This window comes from Microcoleus sp. MON2_D5 (assembly GCF_036701905.1).
Classification (GTDB): domain Bacteria; phylum Cyanobacteriota; class Cyanobacteriia; order Cyanobacteriales; family Microcoleaceae; genus Microcoleus.
On sequence record NZ_JAUBRM010000016.1, the window covers coordinates 64,230 to 84,287 of the forward strand.

Annotated in this window: 13 protein-coding genes; 4 read left to right on the forward strand and 9 right to left on the reverse strand. The window is 44.5% G+C overall.

Annotated features, from left to right (window positions below):
- The first annotated feature begins 168 nt into the window (after positions 1-168).
- Both QUA47_RS08215 and QUA47_RS08220 read left to right on the forward strand, forming a co-directional pair.
- A complete protein-coding gene (locus tag QUA47_RS08215) occupies positions 169-762 on the forward strand; it encodes an ATP-dependent Clp protease proteolytic subunit (RefSeq protein WP_190657906.1) in 594 nt (197 codons plus the stop codon).
- 130 nt (positions 763-892) lie between these two features.
- The gene (locus QUA47_RS08220; RefSeq protein WP_333430387.1) at positions 893-1,519 is read left to right on the forward strand and encodes a J domain-containing protein; all 627 of its coding nucleotides are present in this window, start codon (positions 893-895) and stop codon (positions 1,517-1,519) included.
- On the opposite strand, the gene QUA47_RS08225 is transcribed toward QUA47_RS08220, so the two are convergent.
- The 4 genes from QUA47_RS08225 to QUA47_RS08240 all read right to left on the reverse strand — a co-directional run bounded on the left by QUA47_RS08225 (position 1,513) and on the right by QUA47_RS08240 (position 6,399).
- The gene (locus tag QUA47_RS08225) at positions 1,513-2,442 is read right to left on the reverse strand and encodes a serine/threonine-protein kinase (protein WP_333430388.1); all 930 of its coding nucleotides are present in this window, start codon (positions 2,440-2,442) and stop codon (positions 1,513-1,515) included. The two genes, QUA47_RS08220 and QUA47_RS08225, sit on opposite strands and share 7 nt — an antisense overlap.
- 473 nt (positions 2,443-2,915) lie before the next feature.
- Positions 2,916-3,647 (reverse strand): DUF7873 family protein, encoded by a 732-nt coding sequence (locus tag QUA47_RS08230; RefSeq protein ID WP_333430389.1) that lies wholly within the window; start codon positions 3,645-3,647, stop codon positions 2,916-2,918.
- 309 nt (positions 3,648-3,956) lie between these two features.
- Positions 3,957-4,883, reverse strand: a complete 927-nt coding sequence (locus tag QUA47_RS08235) for a hypothetical protein (RefSeq protein WP_333430390.1) — start codon at positions 4,881-4,883, stop codon at positions 3,957-3,959.
- 10 nt (positions 4,884-4,893) lie between these two features.
- A complete protein-coding gene (locus QUA47_RS08240; RefSeq protein ID WP_333430391.1) occupies positions 4,894-6,399 on the reverse strand; it encodes an MBOAT family O-acyltransferase in 1,506 nt (501 codons plus the stop codon).
- 307 nt (positions 6,400-6,706) lie between these two features.
- Here QUA47_RS08240 and QUA47_RS08245 point away from each other — a divergent pair, with 307 nt between their 5' ends.
- Positions 6,707-6,961: a hypothetical protein gene (locus QUA47_RS08245; protein WP_190657915.1), complete on the forward strand. Its 255-nt coding sequence runs from the start codon at positions 6,707-6,709 to the stop codon at positions 6,959-6,961.
- A 3-nt stretch (positions 6,962-6,964) separates the two neighbouring features.
- On the opposite strand, the gene QUA47_RS08250 is transcribed toward QUA47_RS08245, so the two are convergent.
- Positions 6,965-7,858, reverse strand: a complete 894-nt coding sequence (locus QUA47_RS08250) for an EI24 domain-containing protein (RefSeq protein WP_445302495.1) — start codon at positions 7,856-7,858, stop codon at positions 6,965-6,967.
- An 89-nt stretch (positions 7,859-7,947) separates the two neighbouring features.
- On the opposite strand from QUA47_RS08250, the gene QUA47_RS08255 reads away from it, so the two are divergent.
- The gene (locus QUA47_RS08255) at positions 7,948-8,739 is read left to right on the forward strand and encodes a 2-phosphosulfolactate phosphatase family protein (protein ID WP_333430393.1); all 792 of its coding nucleotides are present in this window, start codon (positions 7,948-7,950) and stop codon (positions 8,737-8,739) included.
- Positions 8,740-8,872: 133 nt separating this feature from the next.
- Here the strand turns inward: QUA47_RS08255 and QUA47_RS08260 are convergent, their stop codons facing one another.
- From QUA47_RS08260 to QUA47_RS08275, 4 genes are all read right to left on the reverse strand, one after another.
- The gene (locus tag QUA47_RS08260) at positions 8,873-10,288 is read right to left on the reverse strand and encodes a lipid-A-disaccharide synthase-related protein (protein WP_333430394.1); all 1,416 of its coding nucleotides are present in this window, start codon (positions 10,286-10,288) and stop codon (positions 8,873-8,875) included.
- A gap of 360 nt (positions 10,289-10,648) precedes the next feature.
- Positions 10,649-15,844 (reverse strand): PAS domain S-box protein, encoded by a 5,196-nt coding sequence (locus tag QUA47_RS08265; RefSeq protein WP_333430395.1) that lies wholly within the window; start codon positions 15,842-15,844, stop codon positions 10,649-10,651.
- Positions 15,845-16,261: 417 nt separating this feature from the next.
- Positions 16,262-17,554, reverse strand: a complete 1,293-nt coding sequence (locus QUA47_RS08270; RefSeq protein WP_333430396.1) for an ATP-binding protein — start codon at positions 17,552-17,554, stop codon at positions 16,262-16,264.
- 180 nt (positions 17,555-17,734) lie between these two features.
- Complete coding sequence (locus tag QUA47_RS08275) at positions 17,735-20,053, reverse strand: tetratricopeptide repeat protein (RefSeq protein ID WP_333430397.1); 2,319 nt, start codon at positions 20,051-20,053, stop codon at positions 17,735-17,737.
- Between the last annotated feature and the right edge of the window lie 5 nt (positions 20,054-20,058).

Consider the following 20,058-nt stretch of genomic DNA (forward strand, 5'->3'; position numbering starts at 1 on the left):
AGAAAGTTTTGAATTTTAAGTTTTGAATTTTAAGTTAAAGAGTTCAAAATTCTCGCACCAGCGTTGAGAAGAACGAAATAACCTCAAAATTCAAAACCAGAAATTCAAAACCCGAAATTTCCAACTCAAAACTACTCGTCAATTACCAACTAAACGGAGTTCCGAATTATGCCTATAGGTGTGCCAAAAGTTCCCTACAAAATGCCGGGTGGTTATGATACTCAGTGGATTAATATCTACGATCGCCTCTACCGGGAACGGATTATTTTCTTGGGCAGGGACGTTGACGATGAAATTGCCAATCAAATCATCGCTGTGATGCTCTATCTCGATTCGGAAGATTCAGGTAAGGATATTATTTTGTACATCAATTCCCCAGGCGGGATGGTGTCGGCAGGCATGGCTATTTTTGATACCATGCAGCACATTAAATCGGACGTGGTGACGATTTGTGTGGGCTTGGCTGCTTCGATGGGTTCTTTCCTGTTAGCTGCCGGTGCGAAGGGGAAACGGTTAGCTTTGCCTCACTCGCGAATCATGATTCACCAGCCTTCTGGGGGGACGCGGGGACAAGCAACGGATATTCAGATTGAGGCGAAAGAGATTCTGCGGCTGCGCCACGAACTCAATAATATCTATGCTAAGAATACTGGCAAGCCGATCGAGAAAATCGAGAAGGACATGGATCGCGACTATTTCATGTCCGCTGAGGAAGCCAAGGAATACGGCTTGATTGACAGAGTGATCGAAGATCGTCCGTAAGTTATTTTTGCGCTTCAGTAGTGCGGGCAACCCTCGCACTACAACCTAGTTCGCAGTAAATTTTGGCAGAATCTTTACATTTAAGGATTCTGCCATATTTAATGGTACTATCAACGCTCATTCATGCTAAATGGATATTGCAGATTATTACCGACAGTTAGGACTGAGGTCTGGCGCGAGTTTATCGCAAGTTAAGGCCTCTTATCGGCAGTTAGCCAGACAGTATCACCCGGATGTGAATCCGGGAAACGAACAGGCTAAGAATAAGTTTATTGCTATTACTGAGGCTTATAAGTTTCTGGTGAATGTTGCCCCCCACCATGTTGCGGAGTCAAAAGTTGCCCATTCAACTGTGCCGCCTACTTGGACACCGCCGGATCGGGGGGTGAAAGCTCAACCGCAGGCAGTTAAAGTGACTCGAAAAGAGGCTGCTGTTCCATCTAATGCGGATCTGTCGGCGGTGGAACAAAAGTTAAAGCAAGATGCTTATTTTGAGCTGCAGCAGTTGCTGAAATATCAGAGGTTCCCGCGGGCGATCGCCTTGATTGAGGGTTTGGCCCAGCGGGTTCCCGAAGATTTGGAGGTGCGTCAGTGGCAGGCGATCGCCTATCAGCGCTGGGGACGGCATTTGATCGGAGAAAAGCAGGTTGATAAGGCGAGAATTTATTTGAAAAAGGCTGTGAAAACTGACCCTCACAATCGGGCTTTGTGGGCAGAAGTTGAGCGGGACTTTCGCCGGCTGGAAGAGATTTATTGAAGCGATGTTGTGTCCCCCTTTTGCAGGGGGTCTGCCTCATAAATTTTTAATTTTTCTAAAATAACTTGGGTATTTTCAGGTCGATTTTCTGGTAGCGGTTCGATCAATTCGTCGATCGAGTCGAGGAGTAACGGGTCAATATCTACAGCCTGGTTCCTCCAATTAATTTTACCAGTTTTTTCATTAACGGGAAAGTGACTTGGCTGTATGCCTGTTAATAAATGTACAAAAGTACGCCCTAGGGCAAAAAAGTCCGATCGCACGCCTGCTTTACCTAAAATTTGTTCCGGTGCGGCGTATCCAGCAGAACCTATGGGTGCGGTCTCTATATCTGCTTCTGTGGCGGCGCCGAAGTCAATTAATCTCAATTTCCCATTGGCTTCAACCATCAGGTTGGATGGCTTAATATCCCGATGTACTACATGATATTTGTGGATTTCCTGCAAAATATGAAGCATTTGTTGCAGCCAATCTAGAGCGAGATTTTGAGAAACGGACTGTTTTTTAGTTAAGAATTCTGCCAAGTTTTCTCCGGTAATTTTTTCCATCACCAAACAAGACAATTTCTGGAAGTTATGGGGGAGTTTAATTGGGAAATAACCGTCAGGTTCGACTTGGGGAACTGAACTCTTTCCGGCCAGCCAAATCAAAACTCGCGCTTCTTGCTTGAACAAGCGAACTAAATCGTGATTGTGGGGGTGTTTCAAGACTTTTAAAATTTTGACAGTTCCCCATTCGTTTTCCCCGGTTCCCAAATCTTCGACTTCAAAGATGTCTGTGGGGCGTGCAGGATTGGGCGATCGCACTGGTTTAAGGATACGATAGCGATCGCCAATTAACAAATCCGTGCCGCAAGCCTGACAATTTTGAGCAGCAGCAGGATTTTCGCGTTGTTCGCAGTGAGGATTGATGCAATAAATCATCTGTCTTGATACGTCCAGGACTGACGGATTTAACGAATTGAATCAATTATTAGCATAAAACCCAGCAGTTCTGACCTTACTACTGGGTTTATATTTACCGCCCATTTGGGCACGCTATCACATTTAAGTCAAGGATTTAAGATTAATAGCATCGCGCTCTACCGATTGAGCTACCCCCCTGCGTTTGGTAGAGGGGGCTGGATATGAGCCAGCAACCTCGATGATGTGATTTTCCTGACATTCGTTTTAGCGATCGGCGGTGAATGCTGAGTTTAGAGTAATAGCTTGCTGTTGAATTTGTACGCAATGCTGCCTCTGCCAATTGGGCTACCCCCCTATTTTGAACCCTATTTTGGGTAGGAGGGACAGGAGTCGAACCTGCACTATCACATTTGTACGGTTTAAGTTGAAGTTTGAGTTTTAAATTGTACTCTGTTTAGATCTTAAACCATAACTATCAAAAAAGCAAGCAATCAGCGAAAAATAAACTGAAAAATTCGCTCTCCCACTCTCTGTTCCTCAACTTCAGAATTGTTAGCTTCTTCGCGGGCGAACATAACAGCTTGCTGCAAGATTTCCACCCTTTGCAGCAACTCATTGATCCGCCGCGCTGGTAAAGCACCCGAAAACTTGACAGTCCGCCAATAGCCGATCGTAATATCTTCGTAATAAACATCGACTTGAGCCGGATGGTGTTCGGTAGCTTCAGCTTTAACGTGATTGCGCGGAGTTTTAAAAGTCTTGAGAGTTTGCAGCGGTTCTGTCGCCCAACAGTCTGCCGAAGCATCAAAGTTCCAACTCTCGGAAGCATCTAAGACTGGAAGTTTTTTGATAAATGCTTGCAAATCTGCTAACTGCTTTTCAATGAATAGCAAATAGCTGACGGGAACTTCGCTCAAAAGCACGTTTCCGTCTACAGTTACGTCCGCGCGGGCGCTACAATTTGTCCAATCTTTGGTTGCGGTTACGTCGAAGAGTTTGGTCAAAACTTCAGTCGTTTTGCGGATAATCTCTTCTGCTTTGACTTCAACTTTTTTGGACTCTGGCGGCAGTTGTTCGCCTTCTTGGTCTTTGGGACGGTAAGTGCGGGAGATTCCAGAAAGCACAGCAGGCTTCTGGAGAGCTTTTTGAGCTTCTGCCAGTTCTTGAACCGAGCGGCTTTTGATGCCTTTTTCGATCGCAATAATCTGATTTAAGCGTGCCATTGTTCGAGGTTATTGACGCTGAACTCCTATCAAGCCGGGTTAACACTGATAATCGAATTGTTTGTCCTGTGGCTTTTAGGGCTTTGAGGACTCTGGGTTTTCACTACAAACCTCACGATCGTTCTTTAACCAGACTTGCTCTACTTGTAGTAGAGCATACTTCAATTAAAATTACAACCTTTCTTTTGTAGGCGCCCTGCCAAGAAAGCCCGCCGCTACCCGTGCCCAGGAATTTATACCTATCCAAAAAAAGAATGCAACTGTAGGCCCGTGCTCCAAACCCATATGGAATAAGTCATTCCCAATTCTTCAATTCTTTAATCTCAAATCTAAAATGGTATTATCCCTCAAAAACTCGGCAAAATCTTTAGCGTCGCTGCGGATCAAGTGGATGCCATCATTGGTGCGCCACTCTCGCTCTTTCGGGGGCGGCAGCCACTCAAAACTATCGGGCGGAAACAGCTTTTTCGCCAATTCTTGTACTTGTTTTATCCTGATTGTAGTATTAACTCGCGACTCACGCGGCATGTCAAATAAAACTACTTTTGCCCCGGTATTTTTTTTGATTTCTGCGATTTGATTTCTCATCAAATCAGCTTCTTGTTTCATATTTTCTGCATCTTTTTCAGACAAAGGTATGCTTTGAATATCAACTGTCGTTTGGATAGCTTTTTTCGATAATTCTGGAGTAACATTTCGACCTTCTATGCTATCTAGTGCCTCTCGACTCATTGGTTTTTGATTCTGCTTCGAGCGACTTTTTAAATAATCAATAAAAACGCTAATCGGACGGTATTCCTCTCTGAGGATCGGCAGATACTGACGCATCCAATAAAAAATAGGGTGATACAAAGAATCAAGTAACTCTGAATCTATTTTGCGGGTAATAGTATCATTAATTTCTACCAAAACGATCGGAGGCTTGCTTTTACTTCTTTTAACTATTTCTAAACCTGTTTTGCTGGATCTTGCCCCGAAAGCTAAGTTCTTTACGCCCTCTCCAATGTGTTTTTCATTAAGGCTGGCAGCTAGGGAACTACCGACGATTACCATTTTCAGATCTGAATCCTGCTGATATACATACCTTTGAGATCTGACAATATTATTTTCCCTCTGGGTAGGTCCCTCGGAAGCTGGCAAAACTCCGCCGCTGACGAGCACTTGATAAAAACTCATTAGAAACAGAAAAATTAGTACCGGGCGCAAAATAGATCGCAACTGGAATTTGACAAACATATAACACCTTCTAGAATTGGAAATAAATAAATTGTTTCGAGCTGCCGCTGTTGAGGAATATCATTACTAGCATAATTCCTAAAGCTAAATCTTGATAAAGGTTCCAGACTTTTTGACCGTTTTTATTTGAATCCTGTTTCATCAGATTTTGCCAAGTAGGAAAATGAGGAATGTGATAAATTACTACTGGTAGGGAAAAAAATAGCGTCGGAATAATTTGATTCCAAGCGGGCCTGATTTTAGAGTTGCGAACTAAAGTAGCTGCGAAGTCAACCGCTTCTTCAAATCGAGGCAGTTTGAAAAGCAGCCATCCCACGGAAACAAAAGAGAAAATTCCTAAAACGCTAAGGGTGTCAAATAATAATTGCTGCCACATTGGTTTGGTTTCTGCTTGATTTGGTTCTTGCGATTTTTTTTTTGATTTATCGAACCCAAAAAAGCGTTCTACGGCTAAACCAAATCCGTGATAAATTCCCCAAACTGCATAACTCCAAGCAGCCCCATGCCATAATCCTCCTAAAGTCATTACTGTCATTAAATTAACATAAGTTCGGATTTTTCCTTTGCGGTTTCCGCCGAGGGGAAAGTATAGATAATCTCTGAGCCAAGTTGAGAGGGAAATGTGCCACCTTCTCCAGAATTCGGAGAGGGAACGAGAGATGTAGGGAAAGTCGAAGTTGTCGGGAATTTTGTAGCCCAAAGCGGCTGCAAAACCGATCGCAATTAAGGAGTAACCGGCAAAATCGGCGAAGATTTGTATTGAGTAGCCGAACAGCAGCGTCAGGTTGGTAATAGGTCCATATCCTTGGTAGTAGGGAAAGGTGATCCAGAAGGTATAGTCTTTTAAGTTGTCGGCGATGACCATTTTTAGGAAGTAGCCGACAACGAGGGAGCGAAAAATGAAATTTCCAGGAATGTCTTTAAAGTATTTAGGAACAATCTGGGGATAAAATGTCTGGGATTTTAAAATCGGCCCTGACAGTAAATTGGGGAAAAAGCTAATAAAAAATGAGGTGTTTAGCAGGTGTTGGGTGAAGTTGGGCGAGACGTAACCGTTTGATTCTGTTTCGCTTTTATCTTTTTGAGTCAGTACGTCTACGATTAAACTTATGCCTTCAAAGGTGTAAAAAGAAATGCCTATCGGCAAAGGCAATTTTAAGAATAAATAAGCCAGGCTGCCTTCGGTTCGAGCAATATTAAAAACATCCGCAACAAAGTTAGTTAGCAAACCGGCGTATTTAAACAAGCTCAAAATTAATACATTGAGAACTACTCCCGATAAAGCCCAAAAAAATCGCTGTTTTTTGTCAGAAATTCTGGCAACTTGAAAGCTGACTGTAGCGTTGATAATAATTGACAGTAGCAGGAGCAGCAACAGTGCGGGGGCGCTCCAACTGTAAAAAATAAAGCTGGCAATTATCAGGATGGGAACCTGCACTTTTTGCAACGGAGGGAAATAATATATGGCGAAAACAATCGCAAAAAATACTAAAAATTCAATACTGTTAAATAACATAATTTGTGATTTCGCTCTTTTACGTAGCCTGTGACCCACTATATCAAGCGCCTGGGACTCATGGCAAGAGTGGCCCAGAACCCGATCGCGATCGCGCATCCTACCAAAGTGTAGCAAATATCACTCTTTGTTGGCGCTGCGACTACCTCTTGAGATAGATGCGGAAATCCCTCTCAGGGCGCGTTGTCATATCGGGAAATATTTCTTAACATATAGATAACAAAGGGAATCCGAGGAGACACCAAAAATCCTTAAGCCCTTGGGGTGCCCCGGTTAATCAGACTTTTCGCAAACAAGGGCTAAATCAATGAACAAGTCGCAAAACTCCGAAGTTTCAGCATTTTTGCCCATGCTCCAAAAAGGCATTTGGCTGTTTGGGATTCTCTCTTGGATATTCGGGCTGACAGATAGAACTATTGCACTATTATCTGACGGATATTTGTCAGCGATCGATATTGTCCAGCTATTTACAGCATCCTTTTTCTTCATTAGCTGGCTGTTGTTAAGCCCGTTTTTGGGTCTTAACTCCCAGAGTCAGCCGAAGGAAGAAGCATCTTCCTAGTTTTTAATTTGTAATGTTAGTTTCTCGATCGCTCTTTGTTTCTTCTGGGGCAAAGCGGGCCGGCCAAATGCGATCGCAAAAAAACAAAGTTCCCGCCGTCACGCACAGCGGAATCGCCAACAGATTCAACAGGGGAATGCTCACCAAACCCAAACAAACCACACCAAAACTCCCGCTGGCCGGCAAACTCGCCCAAATTATCTTCAATTTCTCCTGAAAAGGTCGCCTCCGCCTCTCTAAAGGTGCATCTAAAAAGTCCAAACAGACAATAGTCGCGCCCAAAGCTACGCCACCCAAACTGCTAAGAATAGAGCCGACACCCGGCACAAAATGCAGCAGCAGCAGCGGTATGCCGACGCTCAACAAAATTTGTAGTTTTCGCAGTTCAAAGGCGATCGCCCTTTGAATATCCCCAAAACTACTCGCCAAATTCATTGGTGCTTCTGCGGGCAATTGACCGTTCCGCAGCAGTTCCAATTGTTCGGAAAGTTTGCCGTACCAGGGCGAACCTAAAATTACGCCAAACTGCACTAACAAAAATCCAATTATCAGCAAAAGTCCTGACACTAGGAGTACGCGCAGCAGCCAGCCGAAAGCGACTGTTAACACGCCAAGAAAGCTCAGCCAAGCTGGAAAACTCGCAATTAGAGCATTAAATCGGACGGACAAATCGGCAACTAAAACGTCTATCCCTGCCAAACTGGGAAATAGCAAGCTTAAATAAAGACCAATACCAATTATAAAATTTAGCACCACTGGAACTAATACATATGTCCACAGCTTGGGAGTTTGCAAAATTAGCGTGAAAGCTCGCAAAGGATAGGTGAAACCTGCGAGGAGTCCAATTGGTGCGGTAATGGCGGCGTGGGCGGGGTTTGAATTTAGCTGTTTTGACATATTTTCTGCTTTTGAGGACTCGACTCTATTTTCTATCATCCACTTTCCATTATTATTAATGATGAGGATTTATCGCAGGTTGCCCAAAAGTGAAGCTTTTTATTTACCATACCCCGGAACTTACGCCAGCCGACAAAATGCCGGCTTGCGCGATCGCAGTTGATGTGCTGCGGGCGACTACGACAATGGCAACGGCCCTGAATAATGGGGCGGAAGCTGTCCAAGTTTTCAGCAACTTAGATAAGCTAATGGCCGAGAGCGAAAAATGGCCTGCAGATAAGCGGATTCGCGCCGGAGAGCGCGGCGGCGGCAAAGTTGAGGGATTTGACATGGGGAATTCCCCCTTCGACTGCACGCCAGAAAAGGTGACAGGGAAGCGAATTTTTATCAGCACAACTAACGGTACTCGGGCTCTGGAGCGAGTGCAAGCTGCTGCAACTGTGTTAACGGCGGCTTTGATTAACCGCAAATCTGTGGTGCAGTTTTTGTTAAATAAACAGCCGGAAACTATTTGGATTGTGGGTTCTGGTTGGGAAGGGAGTTATTCGTTGGAAGATACGGTTTGTGCTGGTGCGATCGCCCAAAGTCTGCTAGCAGAAAGCGGTATTCCTGCGAGCGATTTTGCTGGTAACGATGAAGTATTTGGGGCTATTGCTCTTTACCTGCACTGGCAAGATCGGTTGCATGAATTGTTGGAAAGAGCCAGTCACGGCCAGCGCCTCCTCGGTTTAGGGGTTATTGAAGATTTAAAATATTGCGCGCAAACGGATACTTTAGATGTGCTGCCCGTGCAGCGAGAACCGGGAGTTTTGGTTAAGTCGGATTTTAAAATTCCTCAGGCTGATTTCTGGGTTCAATCTTCAGAAAAAACGGCGAATTGAAATTTTCTGCGAATGCAGTATTAGTAAGGTGCGCCTAGGCGCACCCTACGGAAATTAGTAGTTAGCGAACAAGATTTTTTTAAAAGAAAGTAGTATTAAAGATACTGGCCCGGAACACAAAATTGTTTTGTTCCTAGTGAATTGCAGGCAATTGAGAATTGCTGGATTCACCGCCGAAGCGCTGCATTAAACACTCGGCAATTCTGGCTGCTGCACCGGGTTCTCCCAGGCGGCGCAAGCCATTTTCAGCGATTAGCTGCAACCTGTCGGGGTCGCGGAGCAAAGACTGCACGGCGCCGGCAACTTCGGCGGGATGTTTGACTAAAATTAATGACGGGCCTAACAGGCGACTTTGAGCTTCTGCAAAAGCTGGAGTAAATTGCGGGCCGTTTCCGGGAATGGCGATCGCGGGTTTTCCTAAACCTACAAATTGTTCTGTAGCCGTTCCGGCCATTGCTATTGCTAAATCTGCTTCGTACAAACAATCGTTAAAACTTTGCTGAGTTAAAATCATCGTGGCGTTTCTCTGCACAAAGGTCAAGGGCAATAGCAAATTAGGAGATTCTTTTTGAATTTCTTGAGCGCTTGAAACAGGAGGTCGCAAAATACTTCCTTCTCGCCGCTGCGTTCGAGTTTCGCCTTCTTGTCGCCAGCCGAAAAATTCTAAACTAGGTCGCAAAGCTTCTAAATTTAACTCTGGAGAAATGGCTCCAAAAAATAACAATTTGCGATCGGCAAACAGCGATAAAATTCCGGCTACAGCCTCTATTATTAGCAGCCAATTAGCATAGGCTTCCGGCGCTCTAGAACCGGGCAGTAAGGTGATGACGAGCGATCGCGACCTTTCCCGCAACTCTGCGTCAGGGCCGTAAAAACCGGCTGGATTTTCCGGTTGCAGTCCGTCCATCATCGGGTTTCCGAGATTGTAAGCGGGAATTCCCAGCTTTTGTAAAGTCTCGGCGGTTAGCGCGTCCCTGGCAAAAACGGCTCGACAGCGCGATCGAGTCATCAACCAGCGCTCCCAAGGCAAATAAACCGATCCCGGGCAACCCCACCAACCAAAGACTCGGGATTTGCGAGCCAGAGGCCCGTTCTCGTCGCGCAAATAATACTCTGACTTGGCAGTACCGACAAAGGCGTAGGGCGCGCCGCCGAGCCAAGCAAACAGCAGCGGTACAATATCCCCACAGGCTAAAATAACGCCGTCTTGATTCCCCGACTGTTGTTGGGTCCGCACCCAAGCGCGGATGGCTTTAAACTGAGCGATGGTCAACTGAAGCAGGCCGCCTTTGACATCGCGCAAAAATTCCCTCCCGTCCATGTAAATAAAGCCCCCCGAAGGCATCCGCTGCACCGGGCCGATGATGCGGGCGTTTTCTAGTTGAGCGAAAGCTTGCCCTTCACCCACTAGCGGAAACACGGCTAATTCTGGGGGGTGCGGGTGCTGTTGTAGTTCCTGCAAGATGCGAAGGGCGATCGCGTCTTCTCCGTGGCCGTTACTGAGGCAAAGTAATTTCAATCCCAACTCTCTCAAAAACTCTATTGTCAAAAAATAGCCTGCAAACCCTGGGACTTCAGTCTAGGGATGGAAAGCAACTTTCCACTTTAGTTTACCAGAAAATTGTTGTTTGAAATAGTACAAAACACGGTAAGAGCGAACCCTATCCGGCGCCTATCAAAATCTCTGCTGTACCCAAAAAGATCTGGCATTTAACAGCAGTTGATCCGACTCTGCGAGGGCAACTTCTGAACCGGGAAAACAACTTGTTTAATGTTGGGAGTTACGATTGCATGCACTGACAATTGCGCGATCGACAATTGCCAGATATCCGGCTAAATAACGCGGCGCTAAGTTGCTGCACATCTAAATTATCTGTATGCAGCCAAGCTCTCAACCATGAGAGTCATACTATTTTCCCTCGATATATTGCTTTAAAGTATTCCGAATTTGTTTGAGCTGAAATCCCTTAGCAAGTTGGCGCAGCTTCGAGACAAACGGCACTAAATTAGGTTCTAAACTCTCCAGCTTAGCACTCTCCTCAAAAATTTCTTCAATGTCGCCCATAGCTGCGAGTTTCAAAAGTTTTGCTACTGACTCAGAAGCTGCAGGTAACAGAGAAGAATAAGCAGGAAAATCAGAGGCGGATGACAAACTGGGAGTTGTGCGCTTTTTGTTTTCCGAAGATTCCCCATAAATCCATTCTAGTCCCAAATGCACGCGCAACTGTTCCAAAAAGTGATTTGCTTCGATCGGTTTGGGAATAAAATCATCGTACCCTGCGAGGATGCTATCTTGCTGCGTAGCCTCGAAAACGCTAGCTGACATAGCGATTAACACGACATCTTTTACGGACGGCAACTGCCGCAGTTTTCTTGCAGTTTCTAAGCCATCCATTACAGGCATCCGCAAGTCCATTAAAATCACATCAGGTTGAAATTCAACTGTTTTGCATAGGCATTCTTGTCCGTTTTGGGCATCTGCAACCTCAAATCCCAAACGCCGCAGCAGCCTGCACAACAAATCGCGATCCAGTTGATTGTCATCCACGATTAGCACTTTCCGCTTGTTGCCGATAAAACCGACAACCCAGCGTTTTTCCTGCAAAGGAGACACCTCCAAGTACCGTTTAGCTGCTGGCACTTCTAAATCTACCCAAAAAGTGCTGCCTTTTCCCAAAGTGCTGTGGACGCGAATTTCGGTACCCATTAGTTTCGCTAATTTCTGGCTAATCGAGAGTCCGAGACCTGTACCTTCAACAAACGTATTGCCTCCTACTTGGTGGAAGGGCAAAAATATTTCTTCTAACTTGCTTCGCTCTATTCCTGTGCCGGTATCCTCGACTTGAAAGCGGATTTTTAAAGCGTGTTTGGCTGCGATCGCATTGTGGGCGAAACGCATATAATTTTCTTTCAGTTCCGAACTCAAAGTCGAGAACTCATAATTTTCTCCTTGCCCTCGACTCCAGGCCCCTGTGCCGACATAGCCGACTTTGAAAGTCACACCGCCGCTGTTAGTAAATTTAACGGCATTGCTGAGTAAGTTTATGAGAATTTGGCGCAATCTTTTTGGATCGACACGAACGCAGCTAGGCAGGGGAGAGACTTGTTCGTAATTGAATAAAATTTCTTTTTGAGAGGCCCGCATCTGAAAGAGATCGGCAATGTTTTTCGTGAAATTTAGAAAATTTAACTCTTCCGGGTAGAGTTCCATTTTTCTAGCTTCAATTTTGGAAAGATCTAAAACATCGTCGATTAACATCAGCAGGTGTTGACCGCACTGTTGAATATTGCTGAGACTTTCTTGGTGCTCTGAGCTTAAGTCTTTGTCGGTTTTGAGGATTTGAGCGTAACCTAAAACGCCGTTTAAAGGCGTGCGTAGTTCGTGGCTCATGTTGGCAAGAAATTCGCTTTTGGCGCGGTTGGCGCTTTCTGCGGCTAATGCAGCTTGTTGGAGGGCAGATTCTGCAAGTTTGCGCTCGGCAATTTCGGTTTGTGCTTGTTGAAATAGCGTGGATTGCTGGATCGCGATCGCCAATTGCACGCACAATTGCCGGAGGGATTCTATTTCTGATGAATCCCAGGAACGGGGGCCGCTGCAATCGTGGGCGATCAGGAGTCCCCAGAGGTGGTTTTCTACCGTCGGTTGGACTTGGGAAATGCTTTCTCGTGCTTGTAAAATAGGCACTATTAAGTTAGCTTTAACTTCAAATTGTTCGAGGAATTTAAGGTGACATTCGCTCCTCTTTTCCGCGTAAATATCTGCTATAGCACGAATATTACCTTGCTGGTAAATATCAACAAATTTATCTCTAAAACACGTATCCAAGTTGTCAAAGTTTTTCAACGAAATTATATCTTTTGCTACGGATTCGACAACTACAAAACCGCTCCAGTCGGGATTAAAGCGGTAAATAACTGTGCGGTCTGTTTGCAAAAATTGTCGCACTTCTTCGACAGCAGTTGTCAGGACTTCTTCTAACTTTAGGGAGGAGCGAATGCGATCGAGCATGGCAACTACCAGCCGTTCTCGCCTTAATTGCTGCTGCAGGGCCATCTCCGCTTGTTTGCGTTCGGTGATGTCGGTAATTACTCCCACTAACCCGATTAAATGACCAGTTTCATCTTTAATGCCGTCGGCGCGAAATAAAGTTGTTACCAGTTTGTTGTTTTTAGTGTTGATTTTGAGTTCGCCTTGCCAAGATTTGCCTTTACGGAGCGTTTTTAACATTTCTAGCAGCACATTACTTTGGGGGTAAATTGCTGTTAATCCGCCTGCTGTGTTTAGTTCTTCTGCTGTGTAGCCGTACTGTTGAACAAAGGCTTGATTGTGGTAGATCGATCGCCCTGTCAAGTCAGCAATGCCGATCGCATCGCTGGTGCTTTCCACCGCTTGAGTAACTCGCAGCAAATCTAATTCTGCTTGTTTGCGATCGCTAATATCAGTAATAGTGCCGATATAGCCTTTAATCTCCTGCTTGTCTCCGATTTCTGCAATTGCCTGACCTATCACCCAAATTACCCGACCGTCGGGACGCTGAAAGCGGTATTCTGATTTAAAAGGAGTTTTATCAATAATTGCTCGATGCCATTCATTTTTTACCCGCTCGACATCATCGGGATGTATGGCATTCATCCAGCCAATTTCTGCTGCTAATTCTGCGTTTAATCCCGTAATTTCGCTCCAGCGTTGATTCACATAAAGGCAATTTCCCAAGGTGTCGGTATGGAATATACAAACTGGCGATGCTTCTGCTAAAGTTTGGTAGCGACGCTGGCTCGACCGCAGGGCTGATTCTACCTGTTTTCTATTAGTTATATCGCGGACTATAGAAATGATTTCGCCACCTACAAGCATTGTCAGCGACAATTCTTGAGGGAACTTAGTACCGTCCGGGCGCTGACCGCTCGCTTCTATATTGCAGTACCCTTTTTGCAGGAGAACCGGCATTATTTGTAGTTCAAAAAATAGATTTTCTGCTTTGCTGTAGAGCATCTTCCATTTTTTCCCATACAGTTCGCTAGGGCTTGACAAACCGTACATTTTGAGATAAGCTTCGTTTGAATAAATACATTCTTTATTATTATTAAAAATGGCGATGCCGTCATAAGCAGCGGCCATTGCTACTGCTTGTCGCTGGAGTTGGGACTCTACTTGTTTACGAGAGGTAATGTCGTGACCGACTGAGTAGATTAAACCTTCTTCGGTAAATGGCGATGCCGTCCACAGGAAGCATTTGTAAGAACCGTCTTTGCAGATGTAGCGGTTTTCAAAGGAGATACTGGACGTACCCGCTATTAGTTTTGCCCCTTCGGCTGCGGTGGCTTTTCGATCGTCTGGATGAACAAATTCGATCATTGGCTTGGCCAACAATTCACTAATACTGTAGCCTAAAGCTGTTGACCAAGCTGGGTTTAAACGTTTAAAATGACCGTCAAAACCTACAATGCAAAGCAAGTCTAAGGAGATGGTAAAAAAACGATCGCGCTCTGTTTGTGCCTGCTTTAATTCAGTAATATCCATCACTAAACCGTCCCAGAGAATATCGCCTTCGCTGCCACATTGGCTCTCATTAGTGAGCCTTTCTGGTCTCGCAGCTCCTTGCAGCCACTTAACTTTTCCAGATGGTAAAGTCTGCCGCCACTGCTGCTGCCAAGGTTCCAGCGTAGTGGCTGAAATTGCTATCGATGCTTTTAAATCTAAGAGATCGTCGGGGTGAATTCCATTGGAAATGAGTTCCGCATTTTGCTCTATTGCTTCTGCCTCTAATTCGTAGAGTTGGCGGCTGCCTGAAGAGATGTAGGGGAAAGACATTTTTCCAGTTGCTGACCTTCGTAATTGATAAATTATTCCCGGTAGGTTAGCTACCAATTTTTGAAAGCGAGCTTCGCTTTGTTCCAGGGCTTTTTGTTGCTGTCTGTATTCTGTAAAATCTCTAATTATACCCACTATTACTTTACTGCCGTCTGCTATTTGGAAGACGCTTTTTTTGGTAGAAATTATATGTTCTCTCCCGGCAGAGTCGGTGAATTTTTCTTCGGTTTCCAAGCAGACACCCGTTGTCAATACTTCTTCATCTTTTGTCCAAAAAACAGCAGCTTCTGATTGGGGGAAAAAGTCATAATCTGATTGGCCCATCAGTTCTTGTCGCGATTTGCCGACCAACTGACAAAAAGCATCATTTAATATGATCCAGCGGTGTTGCTCGTCTTTGACAAAAATTGGGTCTGGCGTAGCATTTATGGTGTGGTTTAAAAATTCTTCTGACGCTTTCAGTTTCGCTTCGTAGCGGTAGCGATCGCTCACGTCCAACACTACTTCGATTATCCGGTCAATAGACCCGTCCAGGCGGCGGATGCAGCGCCGGGAAACTCGCGTGTGAACTATTTCGCCGTTTTTTCTGAGCCACCTTTTGTCTAAGATGTAACCGTCGAGCCTACCTGCTAACATCTGAGAAAAATTTTCACAATTAGCCTCCCAATCCTCTGGATGAGTCAACTCTAGCCAATTCTTTTGCACGAGTTCGTAGCGCTCATAGCCCAGCAAATAGCACAGGGCATCGTTAACTTCTATCCAGTGGCAATTGAGAGGAATTTCGCTGTCAATAATTGGAGCGATGATTGCAATGCCGATCAGGGAATTTTCCACCACCGAGCGATATTTTTCTTCACTTTTTCGCAAAGCATCTTGACTGTTCTGGCGTTCTATGGCGTAACGGAGCGATCGAATTAACAGTTCGCTGTCGATTTTTCTTTTTACCAAATAATCCTGGACGCCGACCGAAATCAACCGCAGGGCAAGTTCTTCGTCGTTTTGGGCCGTCAGAACTACGATCGGCACATTTACCCCGTATTCTTGTACCCGAGCCACCGTCTCGATTCCCAGACTATCTGGCAGTGAAAGGTCTAATAAAATTATGTCAAAAGTTTCTTGATTCAATCGCTGCTGCGCTTCGCTGAGGCGCTCTACTTTCGTCAGCACTATACGCTGCGCGCCGCCAATTTCTGAAAGCAAATCTTCAATCAGCTCAGCTTCCTGAGGGTTGTCTTCTACTAACAGAACTTTAAAGCAGATAGGAGGCAAAGCTAAGTTAAAAACTGCTTTCATAATATTTATTAATCAAGAAAATGTTAAACTAACTTGAATTTGACCTTTTATTTTCAGGGCAGTCATTCAATTGCACGTACACATACATCGACCGTAAGATTGACCGTAAGATTGCGGGGTGAGCAAGCGCTACAAAAAATGTGTTTAATAATTAAAATTATATCACGCAGTAACTAGACTGTCAACGCAAACTATTTTTTTTCTAACTTGCGATTTAGACCAGTTAAAAAAGAATGCAACTGTAGTCAAAATTCCAACAGCGATAGTCAAAAAAAATGCCAATTATTTACTTATTTTTTATTATTTAAAATGGTGTTAAATTGTCAATTGTAATTTATAGTTTTTGACTTACAATATAGAAACTAATTGACTTTTTCTACCTTATAACTTCTACCTGTTGACGAAAAAATGTCTCAATTAAGCGATAGTAAAGTGAAACGTAGAACCTTGCTCCGGTTCCGATTCCACCCAGATACATCCCCCGTGAAGTTCCACAATCTTTTGACAAATTGCTAAACCAATACCTGTCCCCGAATATTCTCTTTGAGTATGCAAGCGCTGGAAAATTTGAAAGATACGTTTTTGATGCTGGGGAGCAATCCCAATTCCATTATCTGAGACAGAAATTAACCAGTTTTCCTCCTGTCTGCAAGCGGTAATATGAACGACAGGCGGTGCATCGTGGCGATATTTAATCGCATTGCTGACTAAATTTTGAAAGAGCTGTATGAGTTGAGAAATATCCCCCATTACCGCGGGTAATTCGCTGTAGGTGACAACGGCTTTAGTCTCGCGGATCGCCCCTTGCAGGTTCGCGAGTGCTTGCTCGACTGCGTGATTGCAATCTGTCAGTTCAAAAGGTTTCCGACTCCGGCCAACGCGCGAATATTCCAGTAAATCGTCAATTAAAGTTTGCATTCTCGTGCAGCCCTGAACGATATTGCCGATAAACTTACTACCTTGGGTGTCGAGTTGGTCTTTGTAGCGTTTTTCTAAAAGTTGAGCGTAACTGGCAATGGTTGCCAAAGGCGCTTGCAAGTCGTGAGAAGCCACATAAGCAAATTGTTCTAGTTCCGCATTTGAACGCGCCAATTCTTGGTTAGATTTTAATAGAGCAGATTCGGCGCGCTGGCGGTTTGATATCTCTTGTTGGAGTACCAAATTTTGCTCTTGCAGAGCTTTTTCAACGGCGCGACGGGCGCTGATTTCTTGTTGCAGAATTTGATTTTTTTCTTGAAGAGTTTTTTCTACTGCTAAGCGGCTCGTGATTTCTTCTTGCAGCAGCATATTTTGTTCTTTTAGCTGCTTTTGTAAATTCCGCAGGCTGAGGTGACTTTCGATGCGGGCGAGCACTTCTTCAAACTGAAATGGCTTGCTGATATAGTCCACTGCTCCCACAGCAAATGCGTTTACTTTGTCGAAAATTTCATCTTTAGCACTGATAAAAATTACCGGAATTTCGCGAGTTTTAGGCTCTAATTTCAAGTGCTGACAAACTTCGTAACCGTTCATTTCCGGCATCATTATGTCGAGCAAAATCAAATCGGGTGGATTAGAATTGCAGGCTCTCAGAGCCATTTTTCCGTTAATCACGCAGCGGGGGGTGTACCCCCTCTGAGTCAACATCGTAGACAACAGACGCAGGTTTTCGGCTGTATCGTCTACTACTAAAATGTTTCCTAACGGCGTGCCTGGTTGGTGATTGTTCATTGATTATTTCCCTGTTCCTGTTTTCTTCACAAAAGATGTTTGCAGCTATTTTATTTAAGACTTACGGAAAACACCCGGTTTTTAGTAGGAATATAGGAAAAAAACGAGAAATCATCTCATAAACCGGGTGTTTAGCCGTTTGTGCACAAGCAAGTCCTGTTATTGTTCGTTTACAAACCCTCAAATCCCCAGTAGCAGAGTCAGAACATTATTGTCCCAAGCCAATCCTTTGTCTAAAACCTTAAATCCCGCGACTTTGCACATAGCTTCTAAAGCAGTAGCTGTAGGTAGCCACCACCACGGCGCAAAGTCGTTCATGTCAAAAACTGCTTTTTCAGTTATCCCTATAAGTGGGTTGTTGTTGAGGTATTGCTGCCAGTATGCTGTTAAAATAGCTCGTTCTGCGTCGTCCAAAGCTGGAATAAACATTACTGCCGAAGCTGGAATTTCATAGCGTCCCAACTCATTTTCTATCACTTCTTGAGTAATAGCTGAAGTGAAAACTAAATGCTCGCGAGTTATCTGACGCAAGGCAACTAAAATCTGCAACGGATGCGGGTGATGGTACAAAACTCCTGCACAGTGAACTACATCGTAAGGCTCGCCAATGTCGGCAAGCTGAATCTGAGTTATATCTCGATTGATACAGTGATAATTAGCAATATTTAAACTTGTCATCCGATCGTGAAAATCTTGCCACCAGTGGAGGTATGCTGGCATGGCATCAATCATTGTCAGAGATACTGCACCGTATTTACTAGCTACAGATACTTTTTCACTGACAGTTCCCCACAAGCCGCCGACTTCTGCAAAAGTCTTGCCTTTGACGACTCGGGCAATGTAACGATCGCGAATATCCTTAGCTTCTAACTCTAATAATAAAGTAGATTCCCCTGTTGGACGCTGTTTTTCTAAAATCTCCTCTAATTTTTGGGATATTTCTGGATCTTTTGGTCTAATTTCTAATGCCATCAAGTACAACATTATGGCTTCGTCACGCCGATCGCTCTCAGCAAAGTTTTGGGCGATTTCGCAGTAAAATTCAGGAGCGTGCTGCGGCTGCATTTGGTGGTGATAGTAGCTAGTTGCTACATCTGAATCAACCGGAGTTCTTTTAATGAGAGCCTTACCTAACTTCATGTAAATTCCCGGTAGAGACGGCTCGATTTTAAGCGCACAAAGGTAGGCGGAAACCGCATCATTCCATTCGTGACTTTCACTCAAAGCATCGCCTAAATTGTAATAAGACCAAGAAATACTGGGATTAAGTTCAATAGCACGTTGATAAGCGGTAGCTGCGGCTTTCCACTGTTGAGTTTTTAACAGCGCTTCTCCTAAATTGTGGTAAGTCCAAGAGAATTCTGGATTGAGTGCGATCGCCCGCCGATAAGCGAATGTTGCTGGGGAAAATTTCTGAAGTTTAACTAAAGTCAAAGCTAAGTTATAATGAGACCAAAATAAATCTGAATTAAGTGCGATTGCTCGTTCGTAGGCAGCCTCAGCTTCTGACCATTTTTCTAGTTTAAAAAGAGCATCTCCTAACTTGTGAAAAGCTGCGAAAAAATTTTGGTCTACTTCAGTAGCGCGCTGGTAAGCTGCTGCGGATTCAGACCATAGTTCTAATCGCTCGCAAGCTGCACCGATGCTGTAGTAAGACCAAGAATAATCCGGGTTAATTTCAACAGCCGTGCGGTAGGCAATCGCCGCTTCTTGCCATTTTTCTAAATTGAGCAGCACGCTGCCTAAGTTGTAGTATGACAAAAAAGAATTGGGATTTAAATCAATACTTTTTCGGTACGCAGCCTCCGCTTCGCGCCAGAGATCCTTAGCTTGCAAAACATTGCCTAATTTGTAATGAAACTCCGAAATATCCGGCTGGAGTTGAATAGCTTTGCGGTAGTTAACAATAGCTTCGTCCCACTGTTTCAAGTCGCTAGCAGCTTCTGCTATTTGGCAATAAGCTTCGCAACAACTCGGGTTTAAAAAAATGGTGCGGTGGTAACAAACTAGCGCTTTTTCTGGCTTATTTTTGGCAAGCAATGTATTACCCAAATCTAGATAGTCTTCCGCTATTTCTATTGGCTCCAAGATGAGTGCTTGATACCAACAGTCTGTCGCTTGGTCAGCTTGACCGACTTGGGTAAATATCCGGCTCAAATTTCGGTAAAATCCTGCAAAGTCCGGTTGGATGGAGATGGCTTTTTGGTAACAGGCGATCGCCTCTTGCCACTGTTCCAAAGTAGCGCAGAGAGTGCCGAGGTTAGCAAAAGCTTCGGCAAAATCGGGTTGCAGGGCGATCGCAACTTTATACCAATACCTTGCGTCTTCTAGTTTACCCTGAGCTTGCAGCGCCTTTCCCAAGGTCTTGCAAGTCTCTGCTGAATTGGGTTCAGATGCCAAAACTTGTTGGCAAAGTGCGATCGCCCGCTCAAAGTTCCCTGTAGCCAAATAAATTTCTGCCTGTTGCTGAAAATTCACCTGCGCTGTTTCTGAATTCATTTTTT

Excerpts from the sequence above, each read along its gene's own strand:
- QUA47_RS08215 (WP_190657906.1), top strand. The coding sequence starts at position 169 with ATGCCTATAGGTGTGCCAAAAGTTCCCTACAAAATGCCGGGTGGTTAT.
- QUA47_RS08220 (WP_333430387.1), top strand. The coding sequence starts at position 893 with ATGGATATTGCAGATTATTACCGACAGTTAGGACTGAGGTCTGGCGCG.
- QUA47_RS08225 (WP_333430388.1), bottom strand. The coding sequence starts at position 2,442 with ATGATTTATTGCATCAATCCTCACTGCGAACAACGCGAAAATCCTGCT.
- QUA47_RS08230 (WP_333430389.1), bottom strand. The coding sequence starts at position 3,647 with ATGGCACGCTTAAATCAGATTATTGCGATCGAAAAAGGCATCAAAAGC.
- QUA47_RS08235 (WP_333430390.1), bottom strand. The coding sequence starts at position 4,883 with ATGTTTGTCAAATTCCAGTTGCGATCTATTTTGCGCCCGGTACTAATT.
- QUA47_RS08240 (WP_333430391.1), bottom strand. The coding sequence starts at position 6,399 with ATGTTATTTAACAGTATTGAATTTTTAGTATTTTTTGCGATTGTTTTC.
- QUA47_RS08245 (WP_190657915.1), top strand. The coding sequence starts at position 6,707 with ATGAACAAGTCGCAAAACTCCGAAGTTTCAGCATTTTTGCCCATGCTC.
- QUA47_RS08250 (WP_445302495.1), bottom strand. The coding sequence starts at position 7,858 with ATGTCAAAACAGCTAAATTCAAACCCCGCCCACGCCGCCATTACCGCA.
- QUA47_RS08265 (WP_333430395.1), bottom strand. The coding sequence starts at position 15,844 with ATGAAAGCAGTTTTTAACTTAGCTTTGCCTCCTATCTGCTTTAAAGTT.
- QUA47_RS08270 (WP_333430396.1), bottom strand. The coding sequence starts at position 17,554 with ATGAACAATCACCAACCAGGCACGCCGTTAGGAAACATTTTAGTAGTA.
- QUA47_RS08275 (WP_333430397.1), bottom strand. The coding sequence starts at position 20,053 with ATGAATTCAGAAACAGCGCAGGTGAATTTTCAGCAACAGGCAGAAATT.